This is a genomic window from Cupriavidus nantongensis, from assembly GCF_001598055.1.
GTDB lineage: Bacteria > Pseudomonadota > Gammaproteobacteria > Burkholderiales > Burkholderiaceae > Cupriavidus > Cupriavidus nantongensis.
Genome location: NZ_CP014844.1, coordinates 3,239,037 through 3,257,048 on the forward strand (window position 1 = coordinate 3,239,037; position 18,012 = coordinate 3,257,048).

The 18,012-nt window shown below is 66.1% G+C and carries 17 protein-coding genes; 2 read left to right on the plus strand and 15 right to left on the minus strand.

Annotated elements, in window-relative coordinates; translation table 11 throughout:
* Nucleotides 1–76 precede the first annotated feature (76 nt).
* Nucleotides 77–1,069 (plus strand): Bug family tripartite tricarboxylate transporter substrate binding protein, encoded by a 993-nt coding sequence (locus A2G96_RS14955; protein WP_082819053.1) that lies wholly within the window; start codon nt 77–79, stop codon nt 1,067–1,069.
* A gap of 45 nt (nt 1,070–1,114) precedes the next feature.
* Here A2G96_RS14955 and truB read toward each other — a convergent pair whose 3' ends face one another.
* From truB to A2G96_RS14995, 8 genes are all read right to left on the minus strand, one after another.
* Complete coding sequence (gene truB, locus A2G96_RS14960) at nt 1,115–2,062, minus strand: tRNA pseudouridine(55) synthase TruB (RefSeq protein WP_062800509.1); 948 nt, start codon at nt 2,060–2,062, stop codon at nt 1,115–1,117.
* 84 nt (nt 2,063–2,146) lie between these two features.
* The gene (rbfA, locus tag A2G96_RS14965) at nt 2,147–2,518 is read right to left on the minus strand and encodes a 30S ribosome-binding factor RbfA (RefSeq protein ID WP_062800512.1); all 372 of its coding nucleotides are present in this window, start codon (nt 2,516–2,518) and stop codon (nt 2,147–2,149) included.
* A 60-nt stretch (nt 2,519–2,578) separates the two neighbouring features.
* Nucleotides 2,579–5,467 (minus strand): translation initiation factor IF-2, encoded by a 2,889-nt coding sequence (gene infB, locus A2G96_RS14970; RefSeq protein WP_062800514.1) that lies wholly within the window; start codon nt 5,465–5,467, stop codon nt 2,579–2,581.
* A gap of 89 nt (nt 5,468–5,556) precedes the next feature.
* Nucleotides 5,557–7,032, minus strand: a complete 1,476-nt coding sequence (gene nusA / locus A2G96_RS14975) for a transcription termination factor NusA (RefSeq protein ID WP_012353109.1) — start codon at nt 7,030–7,032, stop codon at nt 5,557–5,559.
* Nucleotides 7,029–7,517, minus strand: a complete 489-nt coding sequence (rimP, locus tag A2G96_RS14980) for a ribosome maturation factor RimP (RefSeq protein WP_018007726.1) — start codon at nt 7,515–7,517, stop codon at nt 7,029–7,031. The genes nusA and rimP overlap by 4 nt, the downstream gene beginning before the upstream one ends.
* A gap of 301 nt (nt 7,518–7,818) precedes the next feature.
* Nucleotides 7,819–9,675, minus strand: coding sequence for a 23S rRNA pseudouridine(2605) synthase RluB (rluB, locus tag A2G96_RS14985; protein ID WP_062800516.1), 1,857 nt, complete (start codon nt 9,673–9,675; stop codon nt 7,819–7,821).
* Between the two features lie 5 nt (nt 9,676–9,680).
* The gene (gene scpB / locus A2G96_RS14990; RefSeq protein ID WP_062800518.1) at nt 9,681–10,490 is read right to left on the minus strand and encodes an SMC-Scp complex subunit ScpB; all 810 of its coding nucleotides are present in this window, start codon (nt 10,488–10,490) and stop codon (nt 9,681–9,683) included.
* 586 nt (nt 10,491–11,076) lie between these two features.
* On the minus strand, nt 11,077–11,835 hold the full coding sequence (locus tag A2G96_RS14995; RefSeq protein WP_062800520.1) for a sulfite exporter TauE/SafE family protein: 759 nt from the start codon (nt 11,833–11,835) through the stop codon (nt 11,077–11,079).
* A 77-nt stretch (nt 11,836–11,912) separates the two neighbouring features.
* On the opposite strand from A2G96_RS14995, the gene fnr reads away from it, so the two are divergent.
* Nucleotides 11,913–12,638, plus strand: a complete 726-nt coding sequence (fnr, locus tag A2G96_RS15000; protein WP_062800522.1) for a fumarate/nitrate reduction transcriptional regulator Fnr — start codon at nt 11,913–11,915, stop codon at nt 12,636–12,638.
* Nucleotides 12,639–12,705: 67 nt separating this feature from the next.
* Here the strand turns inward: fnr and A2G96_RS15005 are convergent, their stop codons facing one another.
* From A2G96_RS15005 to ccoN, 7 genes are read right to left on the minus strand one after another with little or no spacing between them, the layout of a single operon-like run.
* Entirely contained in the window at nt 12,706–12,951 is a 246-nt protein-coding gene (locus A2G96_RS15005) for a hypothetical protein (protein ID WP_062800524.1), read from the minus strand.
* Nucleotides 12,948–13,157 carry a FixH family protein gene (locus A2G96_RS15010; protein WP_062800525.1) on the minus strand — a complete coding sequence of 70 codons (210 nt, stop codon included), beginning with the start codon at nt 13,155–13,157 and terminating at the stop codon, nt 12,948–12,950. The genes A2G96_RS15005 and A2G96_RS15010 overlap by 4 nt, the downstream gene beginning before the upstream one ends.
* A 43-nt stretch (nt 13,158–13,200) precedes the next feature.
* Nucleotides 13,201–14,673: a cytochrome c oxidase accessory protein CcoG gene (gene ccoG, locus A2G96_RS15015; RefSeq protein ID WP_062800527.1), complete on the minus strand. Its 1,473-nt coding sequence runs from the start codon at nt 14,671–14,673 to the stop codon at nt 13,201–13,203.
* Nucleotides 14,674–14,722: 49 nt separating this feature from the next.
* Nucleotides 14,723–15,640: a cytochrome-c oxidase, cbb3-type subunit III gene (gene ccoP / locus A2G96_RS15020; protein ID WP_062800529.1), complete on the minus strand. Its 918-nt coding sequence runs from the start codon at nt 15,638–15,640 to the stop codon at nt 14,723–14,725.
* A gap of 2 nt (nt 15,641–15,642) precedes the next feature.
* Nucleotides 15,643–15,807, minus strand: coding sequence for a cbb3-type cytochrome oxidase subunit 3 (locus tag A2G96_RS15025; protein WP_010809472.1), 165 nt, complete (start codon nt 15,805–15,807; stop codon nt 15,643–15,645).
* 3 nt (nt 15,808–15,810) lie between these two features.
* Nucleotides 15,811–16,470: a cytochrome-c oxidase, cbb3-type subunit II gene (gene ccoO, locus A2G96_RS15030; protein WP_062800531.1), complete on the minus strand. Its 660-nt coding sequence runs from the start codon at nt 16,468–16,470 to the stop codon at nt 15,811–15,813.
* 18 nt (nt 16,471–16,488) lie between these two features.
* On the minus strand, nt 16,489–17,937 hold the full coding sequence (ccoN, locus tag A2G96_RS15035; protein ID WP_062800533.1) for a cytochrome-c oxidase, cbb3-type subunit I: 1,449 nt from the start codon (nt 17,935–17,937) through the stop codon (nt 16,489–16,491).
* Nucleotides 17,938–18,012: the final 75 nt, after the last annotated feature.

The window sequence follows — 18,012 nt, forward strand, 5'->3', positions numbered from 1 at the left end:
CGCACCGAGGGAATGCATTCCGGGTAAGGGCAAGCCCGCTGACAAATTGCCCATGACACTGCTGGAGCTGGAAGGCATGGAAAAGGTAGCAAAGTGGAGGAAGCCGCTGGCAAGCGGCATGATGTGGATCGGCCTGGCCGCCGCGATGGCCCCGGCCGCGCAGGCGCAGGAATGGAAGCCGGCAAAGCCGGTGCGCCTGCTGGTGGGCTTTGCCCCGGGCGGTTCGGCCGACCTGCTGGCGCGGCTGGTGCAGGCGCCGCTGTCGGAAAGCCTGGGCGTGCCGGTGGTGGTGGAAAACGTGCCCGGCGCGGGCGGCAATATCGCCGCCGACAAGCTGGCCAAGGCGCCGGCCGACGGCTACACCATCGGCATGGGCGCCGCCGGCGCGATGGCGGTGACCCACGTGCTCAATCCCAAGGGCACGCCGTACAAGGCCGATGACTTCACCCCCATCGCCATGCTGGCGACGCAGCCCAATGTCGTGATCGTCAACCCGGCCCTGCCGGTCAAGACCATGGCCGACTTCGCCGCGTACGTCAAAAAGACGCCGCAAGTCACCTATGGCACTGCCGGCGTCGGCACCTCGAACCACCTGATCGCCGAGACCATGCTGCACCGCCTCGGCATCGACATGGTCCACGCGCCGTACAAGGGCGCGACGCCGGTGATCACCGACCTGATGGGCGGCCATATCGCCATGACGGTCGATAACATCACCACCGCCGCGGCGCTGGCCAAGAGCGGCAAGGTCAAGGCGCTGGCGGTCACCGGCAGCAAGCGCTCGCCGTTGCTGCCCGAGGTGCCGACGCTGGCCGAGAGCGGCCTGAAGGACTTCAACATGCCGACCTGGCAAGGCATCTTCGGGCCGAAGGACCTGCCCAAAGCGATCGTGGCCCGCTACAACCAGGCCCTGGTCAAGGCGCTGGCGAATCCGGAAGTGAAGAAAAAGATGGCGGAGTTCGGCTCGGAACCGGTCGGCGACACGCCCGAGCACTTCGCCGGCTTCCTGGTGCAGGACCGCAAGATGTGGGCCGAGGTGATCAAGACGGCCAAGGTCACCCTGGAATAAGGGCTTGTCGGTCGGCGGGCAGCGGCTACGTCGCCGCCCGCCGCCTCACAGCTTGACCAGCCGCTCCGGCCGCAACGCGCCTTCGCGCATGCGTGCCACGCCCAGCAGCCGCGCGGGCTCGCCGGCATAGACCCGCGCCAGGCTGTCCTCGGCCAGCACGGTGCCGGCCGGCAGGTCGCGCTGGGCAATGCGCTGGCCCTGCAGGAAGCGCCCCGCCGCCGCCGCATCCAGCTGCACCGGCACGCATTTCTGCAGCAGGGCATCGACCGGCGCCAGCATGGCCGGACGCTGCGCATCGTCCTGCGCTTCGATCTGGGCCAGCGTCACCGCGCCGTCGAGGGTCAGGTCGCCCACGGCAATGCGGCGCAGCCCGGTCAGGTGCGCGCCGCAACCCAGCGCTTCGCCGATATCCTCGGCCAGCGTGCGGATATAGGTGCCCTTGCTGCAGGTCACCCGCATCGTGAACGACGGGGCCTCGGGCAAGGCGCAGTCCAGCAATGCAATCGAACGGATCGTGACGCGGCGCGCCGCGCGCTCCACGGTCTGGCCGGCGCGCGCGTATTCGTACAGCGGACGGCCGTCCTTCTTCAGCGCCGAATGCATCGGCGGCACTTGCTCGATCTCGCCGACAAAGCTTGCCAGCACACGCTCCACCGCGGCGCGGTCGCACGTGACCGCGCGCACGTCGAGCAGCTCGCCTTCGGCATCGCCGGTGCTGGAGCGCGCGCCCAGCCGCACTTCGGCGTCATAGGTCTTGTCCGCTTCGAGCAGGTCCTGCGAGAACTTGGTGGCTTCGCCGAAGCACAGCGGCAGCAGCCCGGTGGCGAGCGGATCCAGCGTGCCGGTATGGCCGGCCTTGGCCGCGCGCAACAGGCGCTTGGCGCGCACCAGCGCGTCGTTGGACGAAAGCCCCAGCGGCTTGTCGAGCAGCAGCACACCATGGACCTCGCGGCGCGGCAGGCGCGGCGGACGGTTGGCGTTGGAATCGGTCATCGGGGAAAAAGCAGGAGGCGGCGAGGCGCAACGCGCGGCGACCGCGCCAGGAAAGCCCATGCCGGCCGGCACGGGCGCCCGGCATCAGTCTTCGTCTTTCGAACGCGTGGCGTTCGCTTCGTTGATCAGCCTGGACATCTCGATCGCGTGTTCGACCGAGGTGTCGTGATGGAAATGCAGCGTCGGCACGGTATGGATATGCAGGCGCTTGAACAGCAGCGAGTGCAGGTAGCCGGCCTTCTCGTTCAGGATCGCGGCGGCTTCGGCCGCGTCGGCGCCCAGCACGGTGAAGTAGACCTTGGCGTGCGCGTAGTCGGGCGTCAGCGTGACCGACTGCAGCGTGACCAGGCCGAGGCGCGGGTCGCGCAGTTCGCGCTGGATCATCTCGGCCAGGTCCTTCTGGATCTGGTCGGAGATGCGGAGATTGCGGGAGGAGATATTGCCTTTCTTGGCCATTCAATACAGTCTGCTCGAGATGACAACGGCAGGCCGAAGCCTGCCGTTGCTTGCGACGCCTTACAGCGTGCGCGCCACCTCTGTGATTTCGTACACCTCGAGCTGGTCGCCTTCCTGAACATCGTTGAAGTTCTTGATCGACAGACCGCACTCGAAGCCTTGCTTGACTTCCTTGACGTCGTCCTTGAAGCGCTTGAGCGAATCCAACTCGCCGTCGTGGATGACCACGTTGTTGCGCAGCACGCGCACCAGCGAATTGCGCTTGACCACGCCGTCGGTGACCATACAGCCGGCCACCGTGCCGACCTTTGGCACGCGGAACACCTGGCGCACCTCGACCGTGCCGGTGGTGGTTTCGCGCTTCTCCGGCGCCAGCATGCCCGACATCGCCGCCTTGATCTCGTCTACCGCATCGTAAATGATGTTGTAGTAGCGGATATCGATGCCGTTGTGCTCGGCCAGCTTGCGCGCGCCCGCATCGGCACGCACGTTGAAGCCGATGATGACCGCCTTCGAGGCCGTCGCCAGGTTGACGTCGGACTCGGAGATGCCACCCACGCCGCCGTGCACGATCTGCACCCGCACCTCGGCGGTCGACAGCTTCTGCAGCGACTGCACCAGCGCTTCCTGCGAACCCTGCACGTCGGCCTTGACGATCAGCGGCAACGTCTGGACTTCGCCTTCGGCCATCTGCTCGAGCATGTTCTCGAGCTTGGCGGCCTGTTGCTTGGCCAGCTTCACGTCGCGGAACTTGCCCTGGCGGAACAGCGCGATTTCGCGCGCCTTGCGCTCGTCCGGCAGCACCAGCACTTCCTCGCCAGCGGCGGGCACTTCCGACAGGCCCTGGATTTCCACCGGGATCGACGGGCCGGCTTCCTTGGTCGCCTTGCCGTTCTCGTCCAGCATGGCGCGCACGCGGCCGTAGGCGCTGCCAGCCAGCACCACATCGCCACGCTTGAGCGTGCCGCTGCTGACCAGGATGGTAGCGATCGGGCCCTTGCCCTTGTCGAGCTGGGCTTCCACCACCAGGCCCTTGGCCGGGGCGTCCACCGGAGCCTTCAGTTCCAGCACTTCGGCCTGCAGCGACACCTGCTCGAGCAGGTCCTCGATACCGGCGCCGGTCTTGGCGGACACCGGCACGAACGGCGAATCGCCGCCGTATTCTTCCGGCACCACCTGCTCGGCCACCAGTTCCTGCTTGACGCGGTCCGGGTTGGCTTCGGGCTTGTCGACCTTGTTGATCGCCACCACGATCGGCACGCCGGCAGCCTTGGCGTGCGCGATCGCCTCCTTGGTCTGCGGCATCACGCCGTCGTCGGCCGCGACCACCAGGATCACGATGTCGGTGGCCTTGGCACCGCGCGCACGCATGGCCGTGAAGGCCTCGTGGCCCGGGGTGTCCAGGAAGGTGATCACGCCGCGGTCGGTTTCCACATGGTAGGCACCGATATGCTGCGTAATGCCGCCGGCTTCGCCCGCGGCCACCTTGGTGCGGCGGATGTAGTCCAGCAGCGAGGTCTTGCCGTGGTCGACGTGACCCATCACGGTCACCACCGGCGGACGCGGCAGCAGTTCGGCGTCTTCGTGCTCTTCGCCGTCGACCACCAGCAGCGCTTCCGGATCGTCCAGCTTGGCGGCGTACGCCTTGTGGCCCATTTCTTCCACCACGATCATGGCGGTTTCCTGGTCCAGCACCTGGTTGATCGTCACCATCTGGCCGAGCTTCATCATCTGCTTGATGACCTCGGATGCCTTCACCGCCATCTTGTGGGCCAGGTCGGCCACCGAGATGGTTTCCGGCACGTGCACTTCGCGCACCACCGGTTCGGTCGGCGCCTGGAAGTTGCTGCGGCTGTCGTCATGCTGCTGCTGACGGCCGCCACGACCGCGCGGACCACCGCGCCAGCCGCCCACGCCGCCCGACGAATCGCCGCGCGTCTTCAGGCCGCTGCCCTTCTTGCGGCTGCCTTCGTCCTGCCACGTCGACGAGGTGCCGGCCTTGACGACCTTGCCCTTCTTGTCGGTGGTGGTGGCGGTGGCGGTCACCGGCTTCTTCTCGCCCGGCTTGGCTTCGGTGCCGGCCGGCTTGACCGGCTTGTGCAGCGTACCGGTCTGCTCGGCCTTCTTTTCCTCGGCCTTGCGCTCGGACGGCGCCTTCAGCACGCGGGCCGGCGCGTTCAGCATCTGCTGGATCGCACGGGCTTCGGCTTCGGCCGCCTCGCGGCGCTTGCGCGCGGCAACTTCCTGCTCGGCGCGGGCCTTGTCGGCGGCAGCCTTGGCCTCGTCGGCGGCCTTCTGCGCCTCGGCGCGTTCGGCGGCGACGCGGGCCTTCTCGTCCTCGGCCTTCTTGCGCGAGGTGTCCTCGTTGGCTTCGGTCACGGCGCGCGATGCGGCAGCCTCTTCCTCGGCCTTGCGGGCAGCGAGTTCGGCCTGGCGGCGCTGTTCGGCCTCGAGTGCCTCCTGGCGCGCGCGGCGCTCGGCTTCCTCGCGCTCGGCGGCCTCGCGGGCAGCCTTGGCCTCGGCTTCCTGGCGCGCCAGCTGTTCGGCCTGGCGGCGCTCTTCCGCTTCGCGGCGCGCCTCCTCGGCGGCGTCGACGACCTGGGCCTGGGCCTCGGCGCCATCGGCCTGGGCTTCCGGCGCAGCGTCGTCGCGCTTGATCAGCACGCGCTTCTTGCGCACTTCCACCTGGACCGTGCGGGTCTTGCCGGTGGCGTCCGACTGGCGGATCTCGGAGGTTTCGCGCTTGGTCAGTGTGATCTTCTTGCGGGCGCTGTCGTCGGCCTGGCCGTGCGAGCGCTTCAGATAGTCCAGCAGCCTGGTCTTATCCGATTCCGTGATGATGTCTTCTGGCGTCGCTTTGCCCACCCCAGCCGCCTGCAATTGTTCCAGCAGGGCAGCTGCGCTGCGACTCAGTTCTGCGGCCAGTTGGGCAACTGTTGTGCTTGCCATTCAAACCCTTTCAATGCTTGGTTTCTACGTCGGGACAAATTGTTGCGGAAAGCGCGCCCTGCCCGGTTTCAGCGGCCAGGGCGTGTCCCTCAGTTGAACCAATGTTCCCGTGCTTTCATGATCAGCGACTTGGCTTCTTCCTCGCTGACACCGGTCATCTCGACCAGCTCGTCCACGGCCAGTTCGGCCAGGTCGTCACGCGTATGGATATCGCCTTCGGCCAGCTTGCCGATCAGTTCCGGGTTGAGGCCGTCGAGCGAGCGCAGGTCCTGCGACACCTCTTCCACCTTTTCTTCCCGGGCCAGTTCCATCGTCAGGAGCGCATCACGCGCGCGATTGCGCAGCTCGTTGACGGTGTCTTCGTCAAAGGCCTCGATCTCCATCATTTCACTGATGGGGACATAAGCCACTTCTTCCAGCGTGGAGAAGCCTTCCTCGATCAGGATGTCGGCGACTTCCTCGTCCACGTCCAGCTTGGACATGAACAGCTTGCGCACCACATCGCTCTCTTCGGCCTGCTTCTGCGCCGATTCTTCCTGCGTCATGATGTTGATCTGCCAGCCGGTCAGCTCGGACGCCAGGCGCACGTTCTGACCGCTGCGGCCGATGGCGACGGCGAGGTTTTCCTCGTCGACCACCACGTCCATGCTGTGCTTCTCTTCATCGACCACGATCGACTGCACTTGCGCCGGCGCCAGCGCGCCGATCACGAACTGCGCCGGGTCTTCCGACCACAGCACGATGTCCACCGCCTCGCCGCCGATCTCGTTGCGCACCGCGGTGACGCGCGTGCCGCGCACGCCCACGCAGGTGCCGATCGGGTCGATGCGCTTGTCGTGCGCGACCACCGCGATCTTGGCGCGCACGCCCGGGTCGCGGGCAGCCGCCTTGATCTCCAGCAGGCCCTGTTCCATCTCCGGCACTTCGTTCTCGAAGAGCTTGATCAGGAAGTCAGGCGCGGTGCGCGACAGCTCGATCTGCGGGCCGCGCGCGGCGCGGTCCACATTCAGGATATAGGCGCGCACGCGGTCGCCGGTGCGCAGGTTTTCCTTGGGGATGATCTGGTCGCGCGCCAGCAGCGCTTCGACGCGGCCGGACTCGACGATCAGGCCCTTCTTGTCGGCGCGCTTGACCGTGCCGGTCATGATCTTCTCGCCGCGATCGAGGTAGTCGTTCAGGATCTGCTCGCGCTCGGCGTCGCGGATGCGCTGCAGGATCACCTGCTTGGCCGCCTGCGCGCCGATGCGGCCGAACTCGACCGACTCGATCTGCTGCTCGATATAGTCGCCCAGCTCGATGCTAGGGTTTTCCTCGCGGGCCTCGAACAGCAGGATCTGCTTGTCCGGCTCCTGCAGGCCCAGTTCGTCGGGAACGACCAGCCAGCGGCGGAAGGTTTCATGCTCGCCCGACTCGCGATCGATCGCGACACGGATATCCACGTCTTCCTCGAAACGCTTCTTGGTGGCCGAGGCGAGCGCCGCCTCCAGGGCACCGAATACCACATCCTTGTCGACGTTCTTCTCACGCGCAAGCGCATCGACGAGCAACAGAACTTCGCGGCTCATTGCTTGTTCCCTTTTCTTTGATTTCCTTTGAAGTCGATCACCGGCACCAGGCGTGCCTTGTCGACATCGGATACGGCAAATTCCAGCAGCGCTGGGCCATCCTTGCCCTCGAACTCCAGGCCGATCTTCTCTTCGCCCGCGGCGCCGGTGGGCTCGCGCAGGATGCCGGTGAAGTTCTTCTGGCCGTTGACGGGCAGGCGCAGCGTCACGCGCGCCTCCGCGCCGGCAAAGCGGATGAAGTCGGCCAGCTTCTTCAGCGGCCGGTCCAGTCCGGGCGACGAGACCTCGAGGCGTTCATAGTCGACGTTCTCGACCGTAAACACGTGGGTGAGCTGGCGGCTCACCTTTTCACAATCCTCGATGGCAATGCCGGTTTCAGGCTGATCGATATAGACACGCAGCAATCCGGCCGGGGCACGCTCGAGCTCGACCAGCTCATATCCCATGCCGCTTAGGGTGGTTTCGATCAAATCTGCCAGATGCACTGTTATCCCGAGTAATGGCCATCAACACCGTGGCAGGCAAACCCGCCGGTGCCGTCCGGGACGACCCTGCTGCAGCGCTGCCTGTCCGCCACCCCTTCCGCCCACGCGGAAGCACCGAAAAACGGGCGAACCAAAAAAAATGGGCGCAATGCCCATCATTCGCCCATCCTCGGACGAGGATGGCTTTTTGAATAGACTTGAATTATACGCGGATTATGTCGAAAAGGCAAAAGCCAGACATTACCGCGGACCGCACGCGGCGACGGCAGGCGTTCCGCCCGCCGTGCGCCGCATACAGCGCTTAACGGTTGCCGCCGCGGTTGCCACCGCGATTGCCGCCACCGCCACGCTGCGAACGGTTGCCGCCCGACTTGGCTGCCTTCGGCATCACGTTGCCATTGGGCTCGCCGCCGCGGCGGGCCTTGCCCTGCCCCTGGCCAGCCTGGCCCCTGGCACCGCCCATGCCCATGCCGGCGCCACGCCCCTGGCGCGCACCCGCGCCGCGGCCACCGCCAAGGTTGGCGGCGTGCGAGGTCAGCAGCGTCGGCCCGTGGCTGATATAGCCCATCGACGTCTTCATCGGATCCGGCTGGCTGCTGCGGCCGCCGCCACCGCTACCGCCACGAGGACCGCCCTGCTCGAAACGCGGCAGGCCGTCCATGCCGGTATGCATCGGCATGCCGGCAATCGCCGCCTCGGTGCGCTGCTTGCGCCCGCCCACCTTGGTCGCGCCCTTGGGCGCCTGCTCGCCCTTGCCGGGCACCTTCAGGCCGACGCTGGTCATCAGCGTCTTGACGTCATTCGGCTCCACTTCCTGCCAGCGGCCGCGCTTGAGGCCGCGCGGCAGCAGGAACTGGCCGTAGCGGGTGCGGATCAGGCGCGACACGGTCAGGCCGACCGCCTCGAACATGCGGCGCACTTCGCGGTTGCGGCCTTCGGTCAGGGCCACGTGGTACCAATGGTTGGCGCCTTCGCCACCACCATCGGCGATGCGCAGGAAGTTGGCCTCGCCGTCATCCAGCTTGATGCCGTGCAGCAGGCGCTGGCGGTCGGCCTCGGCCAGCTCGCCCAGCGTGCGCACCGCGTATTCGCGCTCGACGCCGTAGCGCGGATGCATGAAGCGGTTGGCAATGTCGCCCGAGGTAGTAAAGATCAGCAGGCCTTCGGTGTTGAAGTCCAGCCGGCCCACCGCGACCCATTTGCCGGTCTTGATGCGCGGCAGGTTGTCGAACACGGTCGGACGGCCTTCCGGATCGGACTGGCTGACGATCTCGCCGGCAGGCTTGTGATACAGCAGAACGCGCGGCGGCTTGGTCGATACCTTGCGGTGGATCAGCTTGCCGTTCACGCGGACCTGGTCGGCCGGCAGGATGCGCTGGCCGATATGGGCAGGCAGCCCGTTGACCGAGACCCGGCCCTGCAGGATCAGCTCTTCCATCTCGCGGCGCGAGCCCAGGCCGCCCTCGGCCAGCACCTTGTGCAGCTTGGGCGCATCGTCATCGGCGGACAGCTCGCGCACCGGCTTGGCCTTGGTGCGCGGGATGACGGTGTCTTCGCTGTCGTACTGCTCGGAAATGACGAAGCGGAACAGGTCTTCGCTGCTCGCCGCGGCCTTGTCGGCACCGCCCTGGCCCTTGCGCGCGGCCTGCGGCTTGCCGCCATCCTTGCGCCGGCCCTGCTGGCGCGCACCGGCGCCCTGGGTTTCGCCGGTCTGCGCAGGCTTGCCGCCGCGCTGGCCCTGCTTGCGCTTGCGCGCCGGCTGCTCCGGCTTGTCGACGCCTTCGGCGCGGGCCGCGCGGTCGATCTTGTCTGCCTTGCTGCCGCCCTGCGCAGCCTCACCCTGGCCCGTCTTGCGCTTGCCGCGGCCGCGCTGGCCGCCGCGCCCGGCACCGGCGGCGCCCGCGCTGGCGGCGGCAACCGCCTCGCCGGCATCGCCCTGGCCGGCCGCGCCGGCGCCTTCGGCACCCTCGGCGCGGTCCTGCGCGGCCTGGCGGCGGGATGCCACCAGGTTTCTCAGACCGCGGCGCAGCCCCTTGCGGCGGGGCGCGGCGTCGCTGCCCGTTCCGGGTTCTGCGGCGCCGGTGTCGGCGGATGCGCCCGCATGGCGGGCGTCTTGCTCAACGGAATCAGACAAGATATTCACTATCGGATGTTGCATGTTGTTCAGTTCGGCACGCGCTCGCTCGGGTGCGGCGGGGTGCCGTCGTCAGGCAGCTGGTCCCGCGCCCCGTCCGCAGGGGTTGCGGCCGGTTCGGTGGCATCGCCCGCACCGGCCTCGGCATCAGCCGGCAGCGGCTGCGCGTCAAAGCCATTGGCGCTGTCTTCAGGCGCGGCAGTTTCGCCTTCGCCCACGGGCGCCGGCTCGGCAAAGGCTTCCTCGTCGGCGCTGGCCGGCTTGTTCGCCGCCAGGTCCTCGAAATTGATCGCCTGCTGCTCCAGCAAGGCGGCCTGTGCCTGTGCCTGGGCGTCTTCCAGCGGCGGCAGCTCGTCCAGCGTGCGCAGCCCGAGGTCGTCCAGGAAGGCCTTGGTGGTGGCATACAGCGCCGGGCGACCCGGCACGTCGCGATGGCCGATGACCTCGATCCAGCTGCGGTCCTCGAGCTTCTTGATCACTTCCGTGCTGACCGTCACGCCGCGGATTTCCTCGATATCGCCGCGCGTCACCGGCTGGCGGTAGGCGATGATCGCCAGGGTCTCCATCACCGCACGCGAGTATTTTGGCGGTTTTTCCGGATTCAGGCGGTCGAGGTATTCCCGCATTTCGGGCCGGCTCTGGAAGCGCCAGCCGCTTGCCAGCGCCACCAGCTCCACGCCGCGCGGGCGCCAGTCCTGGCGCAGTTCGTCCAGCAGCACGCGGATGGTGTCTGCGCCGACGTCATCGTCGAACAGGCGGCGCAGATCGTTGACGCGCAACGGTTCCTGCGCGCAGATCAGCGCCGTCTCGAGGACGATCTTCGCCTCTTGGGTATTCATGTTGATGGTGTGCAGCCTGTCTTTGCACCTGCTCCCGGACGGATCCGGGGCACCGGAGATTTTGGATACAGCGGTGCCAGAGCCACCGCCATCTCATTGCGCAGCGAGCCGGATACCTGCCGTACCCAGGCCGTGCACTTCCCTTTCTTTGCATCGAGTTGCCGGGGCTTCCGGCAGGAGATCGTCCGCATGCCGTCATGGATCGGCCAGCGAACCTCTTGCGTCGCTCGTCCGCACAAACGGACATCGCGGTCGGCGAACTGAACGCCTCGGACGCAAGAAAATACGGGTATCGGGAGCAAGGCCGGCATCTACCACGCCGCAGCGCCAACCGGACTTTTGAACCAGATCTTTTGAACCGGATGGACCGCGGGGACTGGCGCTCATCGAAAGCCTTCCGCTTCCCGCATCCCGAGCGCGCCTTCTGATAGGAAGGCCGCCAGGCGCTGTTCGCCGCTGCTTACCGCAGCCTGTCTGACTCCGCGCGATACCGCAATGCTGGCGATTGTATGGCATTCCCGCCTCCGCCTGCAACCATCATCCGGCTTGCGCGGGGTCCTGGCGCCGCTTGATGCGGCGTGCGGCATCAAAACACCAGGCAAAAGCCCTGTTCCGCCAGCGAATGTGGCAGCAGCACCGCTCGCGCGATGCCCAGACCGCCAAACGCCATCACGGCAAGGCCCGCTCCCCAGCGCACGCCCGGTCGCCGCGACCACAGCCTCAGGTAACCGGACAGCCCTGACAGCACCAGCAGGTTCGGCAGCGTGCCCAGCCCGAACACGCCCATCACCAGCGCCCCCGAGCCGGCATTGCCTGCCAGCAGCGCCAGCGTCAGGGCTCCGTAGACCATGCCGCACGGTACCAGCCCCCAGGCCAGGCCCACGCCATAACGCCGGGCCAGCCCGCCGCGCGCCCGCACGAAGGCCGGCAACGCGCCGGCGAGGCCGCCGAGCCGGCCGGCCAGCGCCGTGCCGGCACGCGCCGCCAGCCGCTCCAGCCAGGCCACGGTAAAGGGACTGCCACGCAGCAGGCGCCATCCGGACCACAGCAGCATCAGGCTGCCGGCACCGAACAGCCAGCGCTGCACCGGCAGGTAATCCTGCTTCCAGGCCGTGGCGCCGGCGGCGCCCAGCGCGGCACCGAGCAGCATATAGGTGCTGATCCGGCCAAAGTGCATCACCAATAACTCGCCAAGCCAGGCAGTCCGGCTGCGCACCACCGCAATCGGCGCTGCCTTGCCGCGCCGCTGCTCCACGGCCAGCGCCACCCCGCCGCACATGGCGGCGCAATGCACCCCGCCCAGCAGGGCGAGCAGGAAAACGCTGATCAATACTCCAAATGTCAATTCTGTCTCCCTGCCGGATCACATCGCACGGTAAAATGTCCATATCGTGCCCCGCTGCCATTTCTAGCAGGTTCCAATTGCTCACTTCCATCCCCATTACCGAGATGTCGCCCCGCTGCTCCACCTGTGCGATGGGACAGCTGTGCCTTCCGGTTGGCATGTCGCAGCAAGACCTTGCCAAGATCGACACGCTGGTGCAGGAACGCATCCGCGTGCACAAGGGGGAAACCCTTTACCGCATGGGCGACCCGCTCACCGCGGTCTACGCCATCCGCTTCGGTACGCTCAAGACGCATGTCACCACCGAAGACGGACGCTCGCAGATTACCGGCTTCCACCTGCCCGGCGAAATCGTCGGCCTCGACGGCCTGGGCGAGATGCAGCATGCATCCGATGCGACCGCGCTCGAAGACACCGAGGTATGCGTGGTCCGCATGAACGATCTGCAGACGCTGTCGTCCGACCTGCCTTCGCTGCAGCAGCAGTTCCTGCGCCTGATGGGCAAGGAAATCACGCACGACCAGTTGATGCTGGTCACGCTCGGCTCGATGCGCGCCGAGGAACGCCTCGCCGCCTTCCTGATCAACCTGTCGGAGCGGCTGTCGGCGCGCGGTTATTCGGCGTCCGAGTTCGTGATGCGCATGAGCCGCGAAGAGATCGGCAGCTACCTCGGGCTGAAGCTCGAGACCGTCAGCCGGCTGTTCTCGCGCTTTGCCGAGGCCGGGCTGATCCAGATCCGCCAGCGGCATGTCAAGCTGATCGACATCGACGGCATCAAGCAACTCTACAGCCGTAGCTGCTGAGCCACCGCGGCATTGCCGCACCGCCTGCGGCGCCGGCAATGCGGTGGTCCTTCCCGGTGGTCCTTCCCTATTCCAGTTCGTCCGTATCCGCCAGCCGCGTCGGCATGGTGTACAGCGTCAGCCCGCTGGACAACGCGCAGAACACCCACGCCAGCAGGAAGCTAACGGTATAGACCGACTCGCGCGACGATTCGATCGGGTGGCCGAAGAATTTCAGGTCGCCCGGATCGACGACGGAAAAAACCGTCGCCGTCGCCAGGCCCGCCATCAGGAAGCCCGGCCACAGCACCCACATTAGCCAGCGCAACCTCATGGCTGCCTCGCTGCCGCGGACCTGGGCGCCACTGCTTCCGCCTTCTCGACCACCAGGCCATGCCGCGTCGCGCCCTGCACCGGCAGGTCAGGGTGCGCCGACGCCAGCCAGATCGTCACGCCGCACGCCACCATGGCCACCAGCGGACCGGCCATCAGCAGCCACGGCCACGGTTCCTTCCACCACGGATTGCCTTGCTGACTCATCTTGCCCCCTTCGTCCTGGCGACTACGCCAGAGTCGTCCAGCTTTACAAATCGCGCGGCACGATAAAACTGGTGGATTGCCGGATTTCGGCATGCCCCTGCTCCGTGCCTTCGCTCGTTACGGTTACGTTGATCTTGTGCGTGCCCTGCGTGGCTGCCTCGATCGGCACGCGGATGCGGATCGGCAGCAGCCGGTTGGAAGTCGGCGCCAGCGATTCGGCCTGCTTGTCGTATTCGACCGTCAGGCCCTTCAGTTCATCGCTGTCGGCGCGCACGCGGATCTGCATCGGCGCTTCGGTGGTGTTGATCAGCTGCAGCCGATAGACGTTCTCGATCCAGCGCCCCTCCACCTCCCGGCCCAGCGCACCGCGGTCGCGGATGATGTCGACCTTCAGCGGCGTGCGCAGCATGATCGACGCCATGAAACCCGCCAGCAGCGCCACCCAGATCACCGAGTAGATGATGACGCGCGGACGCAGCAGGCGCTTGCGCGATGCCGCGGCGGACAGGCCCTTGCGCATCGCGTTCTCCGAGGTGTACCGGATCAGCCCGCGCGGGTAGTCCATCTTGTCCATGACCTGGTTGCAGGCGTCGATGCAGGCACCGCAGCCGATGCACTCGTACTGCAGGCCATCGCGGATGTCGATGCCGGTCGGGCACACCTGCACGCAGATGCTGCAGTTGACGCAATCGCCAAGCCCGACCTGGTGATGGTCGGTCTTGCGCGAGCGGCTGCCGCGCGGCTCGCCGCGGCCAACGTCATAGGTCACGACATAGGTGTCGCGGTCCACCATCACGCTCTGGAAACGCGCGTAGGGACACATGTACTTGCACACCTGCTCGCGCATGAAGCCTGCGTTGCCCCACGTGGCGAACGCGTAGAACAGCATCCAGAACGCCTGCCAGGGGCCCAGCGTCAGCGCCAGCACCTCGCCGCCCAGCTCGCGGATCGGCGCAAAGTAGCCGATGAAGGTGAAACCGGTCCACAGTGCGATCAGCACCCACAGGAAATGCTTGGTCGCCTTGATGCGGAACTTGCGCAGGCTCCACGGATCGCCGTCGAGGCGGATGCGGGCGATGCGGTCGCCTTCGACCCGCCGCTCGATCCACATGAAGATCTCGGTATAGACCGTCTGCGGACACGCGTAGCCGCAGAACAGCCGTCCCGCGATCGCCGTGAACAGGAACAGCGCCAGCGCGGAGATGACCAGCAGCACGGTCAGGTAGATGACATCCTGCGGCCACAGCACCAGCCCGAAGATATAGAACTTGCGCTCGCCAAGGTCAAACAGCACGGCCTGGCGTCCGTTCCACTGGAGCCAGGGCGTGCCGTAGTAGATCAGCTGGGTCAGGATCACCAGCCAGACCCGCCAGCTGGAGAACGCGCCCTTCACCGAGCGCGGATAGATTTTGCGGCGGACCTCGTAAAGGGTTTCTTCCGAGGTCTCGCCCGGCGCAGCGGCCGACCGTTGCAGGTCGGCCGCCCGGGCCACTTCTTCGGTCCCGGGCGCATTCATGGGCGAGTTCTCCCGCGAGCCTCGAGCGCTCGCTCACATGAGTCGTCGATCATTGCCCGGCTCCGCCTCCCGTATTGGACAGTCCCCACACATAGGCAGTCAGCATGCGGATGCGTTCGGGCGTCAGGATTTCCTCGTGTGCCGGCATGTGGTTGTTGTGGCCCTTCAGGATGGCCTCGACGATGCTGGCTTCCGAGCTGCCATAGAGCCAGACGTTATCCGACAGGTTCGGCGCACCGAGCGCCTGGTTGCCCTTGCCGCCGGCGCCGTGGCAGGCCACGCAGGTGGTCTTGAACGCGCCTTCGCCGCGCGACACGCGGATCGGATCCGACGACAGCCCGGACAGCGAACGCACATACTGCGCCACGTCGCCCGCCTGCTTGGCATCGATGACCGCGCCGAACGGCGGCATCACGCCGTTGCGGCCCTTGGTGATGGTCTGGCTGATGGTCTCGGGATCGCCGCCGTACAGCCAGTCGCTGTCGGTCAGGTTGGGAAAGCCGCGGCTGCCGCGCGCGTCCGAGCCATGGCACTGCGCGCAGTAGTTCAGGAACAGGCGCTGGCCGATCTCGCGCGCCTGCGGGTCGGCGGCCACCTGCTTGATGTCCATCTTCAGGTACTTGCCGTAGATCTCGTTCTGCATGCGTTCCTGCGCCGCGCGATGCGCGGCCAGTTCGCCCTGCGTGGAGAACTTCAGCACGCCGGCGTACGAGCCCAGGCCGGGATACAGCACCAGATAGGCCAGGCCGAAAATGCAGGCCAGCAGGAACATCCACATCCACCAGCGCGGCAGCGGGTTGTTCAGCTCACGCAGGTCGCCATCCCAGACATGGCCGGTATCTTCCGTGCCGCCGGGGGTCTTGGTGATCTTGCGTTGGGAGAACAGCAGCCATACGCACCAGACGATGCCGATGAGCGCGATGGCGGCAATGTAGTAACTCCAGAAATCGGAAATGAAATCGCTCATGGCTAGGTGTTCCGGCTCGATGTTGTCGTAGTTTCGTCAGGCAGCGCGAACGGCAGCATGGCGGATTCGCGGTTGGCGGCCTGGCGGCCGGCGGACCAGGCCCACCAGCAGATGCCGAGGAATACGACCATCGACACGACGGTCGCGATGGCGGTGATCATGGCCATGGCTTACTCCTTCGGTACCGCGGCTGCGGCATCGACGCGCACGTTGCGGCGGTTGGTGCCCAGGCCCTGCAGGTAGGCGACCAGCGCGTCTTCCTCGGTCTTGCCTTTCAGCTCTTCCGGCGCCTTGGCGATGTCGGCGTCGGTGTACGGCACGCCCAGCTTGACCAGCGCACGCATGCGCGCCTGGATATCGTTGGTTGGCAGCACGGCCTTCTCCAGCCACGGGTACGACGGCATCACGGATTCCGGCACCACGTCGCGCGGGTTGCGCAGGTGGATGCGCTGCCAGTCGTCGGAGTAGCGTCCGCCCACGCGCGCCAGGTCGGGGCCGGTACGCTTGGAGCCCCACAGGAACGGATGATCGTAGACCGATTCACCGGCGGTGGAGTAATGGCCGTAGCGTTCGGTTTCGGCCTGCAGCGTGCGCACCTGCTGCGAGTGGCAGCCGACGCAGCCTTCGCGGATATAGATATCGCGCCCCATCAGCCGCAGCGGCGAATACGGCGTGATGCCCGGATCCGGCTCGGTGGTGGAGTGCTGGAAGAACAGCGGCACGATCTGGACCAGACCCGCGATACTGACCACGAGGATCGTGCAGATGATCAGCCAGCCGATGTTCTTCTCCAGCGTTTCGTGGGAAAAGAAGCGTTGTTTGTCGGACATCTTTCTATCCTGGATTGATCAGTGGGCGGAGGCGGCGATGCTGGCCGGAATCGGCGCATCGATGGCGGGCTTGCCGACGATGGTCTTGGCGATGTTGTAGGCCATCAACAGCATGCCGGACAGGAAGCACATGCCACCCAGCAGGCGAATCAGATAGAACGGATACTTGGCCTTGACCGCTTCGACGAAGGCGTAGGTCAGCGTGCCGTCCGGCTGCGTGGCGCGCCACATCAGGCCTTCCATCACACCCGCGATCCACATCGAGGCGATATACAGCACCACGCCGATGGTCGCGATCCAGAAGTGCCATTCAATCAGGCGCACGCTGTACATCTGCTTCTCGCCGAACAGCCGCGGGATCAGGTAGTACAGCGAACCGATCGAGATCATCGCGACCCAGCCCAGCGCGCCGGAGTGCACGTGGCCGATGGTCCAGTCGGTGTAGTGCGACAGCGCGTTGACGGTCTTGATCGACATCATCGAGCCTTCGAACGTGGACATGCCGTAGAACGACAGCGCCACCACCAGGAACTTCAGGATCGGGTCGGTGCGCAGCTTGTGCCAGGCACCCGACAGGGTCATGATGCCGTTGATCATGCCGCCCCAGGAGGGCGCCAGCAGGATCAGCGAGAACACCATGCCGAGCGACTGCGCCCAGTCGGGCAGCGCGGTGTACTGCAGGTGGTGCGGGCCGGCCCACATGTAGGTGAAGTTCAGCGCCCAGAAGTGGACGATGGACAGGCGGTAGGAAAAGATCGGGCGCTCGGCCTGCTTGGGAATGAAGTAGTACATCATGCCCAGGAAGCTGGTGGTCAGGAAGAAGCCGACCGCGTTATGGCCGTACCACCACTGGATCATCGCGTCCTGCACGCCGGCGTAGGCCGAGTAGGACTTCCACAACGACACCGGCATCTCGATGTTGTTGACGATATGCAGCAGCGCGATGGTCAGGATGTAGGCGCCGAAGAACCAGTTCGCGACGTAGATATGCCGGGTCTTGCGCTTGACGATGGTGCCGAAAAACACGATGGCGTAGGCCACCCAGACCGCGGTGATCAGCAGGTCGATGGGCCATTCGAGTTCGGCGTACTCCTTGGAGGTGGTGATGCCCAGCGGCAGCGTGATGGCGGCCGCGACGATGACCAGCTGCCAGCCCCAGAACGTGAACGCGGCCAGCGGGCCGCAGAACAGGCGCGCCTGGCAGGTGCGCTGGACCACGTAGTACGACGTGGCGAACAGCGCGCTGCCGCCGAAGGCGAAGATCACCGCATTGGTATGCAGCGGACGCAGCCGGCCGAACGACAGCCACGGTGTATTGAAGTTGAGTTCGGGCCAGATCAACTGTGCTGCCAGCAGCACGCCGACGGCCATGCCGACGATCCCCCAGACTACCGTCATGACAGCGAACTGTCTTACGACGCCGTAATTGAAGGTGTCGACGCGTGATGACGCGGCAGTGACATCCATTCAGACCCCCAAAGCTTAGAGAAAATAAAAAACCTACTGACAGTGTGACTTTAGAAAAACCATGCCACGGGTGCG

Bases quoted from the DNA above. Each gene is read 5' to 3' on its own strand.
- infB (WP_062800514.1), bottom strand. From the start codon at position 5,467: ATGGCAAGCACAACAGTTGCCCAACTGGCCGCAGAACTGAGTCGCAGC.
- ccoP (WP_062800529.1), bottom strand. From the start codon at position 15,640: ATGAGCGATTTCATTTCCGATTTCTGGAGTTACTACATTGCCGCCATC.
- ccoO (WP_062800531.1), bottom strand. From the start codon at position 16,470: ATGTCCGACAAACAACGCTTCTTTTCCCACGAAACGCTGGAGAAGAAC.
- scpB (WP_062800518.1), bottom strand. From the start codon at position 10,490: ATGAATACCCAAGAGGCGAAGATCGTCCTCGAGACGGCGCTGATCTGC.
- ccoG (WP_062800527.1), bottom strand. From the start codon at position 14,673: ATGAATGCGCCCGGGACCGAAGAAGTGGCCCGGGCGGCCGACCTGCAA.
- ccoN (WP_062800533.1), bottom strand. From the start codon at position 17,937: ATGGATGTCACTGCCGCGTCATCACGCGTCGACACCTTCAATTACGGC.
- rbfA (WP_062800512.1), bottom strand. From the start codon at position 2,518: ATGGCCAAGAAAGGCAATATCTCCTCCCGCAATCTCCGCATCTCCGAC.
- truB (WP_062800509.1), bottom strand. From the start codon at position 2,062: ATGACCGATTCCAACGCCAACCGTCCGCCGCGCCTGCCGCGCCGCGAG.
- A2G96_RS15010 (WP_062800525.1), bottom strand. From the start codon at position 13,157: ATGAGTCAGCAAGGCAATCCGTGGTGGAAGGAACCGTGGCCGTGGCTG.
- A2G96_RS14955 (WP_082819053.1), top strand. From the start codon at position 77: ATGGAAAAGGTAGCAAAGTGGAGGAAGCCGCTGGCAAGCGGCATGATG.
- rluB (WP_062800516.1), bottom strand. From the start codon at position 9,675: ATGCAACATCCGATAGTGAATATCTTGTCTGATTCCGTTGAGCAAGAC.
- A2G96_RS15005 (WP_062800524.1), bottom strand. From the start codon at position 12,951: ATGAGGTTGCGCTGGCTAATGTGGGTGCTGTGGCCGGGCTTCCTGATG.
- nusA (WP_012353109.1), bottom strand. From the start codon at position 7,032: ATGAGCCGCGAAGTTCTGTTGCTCGTCGATGCGCTTGCGCGTGAGAAG.
- A2G96_RS15025 (WP_010809472.1), bottom strand. From the start codon at position 15,807: ATGGCCATGATCACCGCCATCGCGACCGTCGTGTCGATGGTCGTATTC.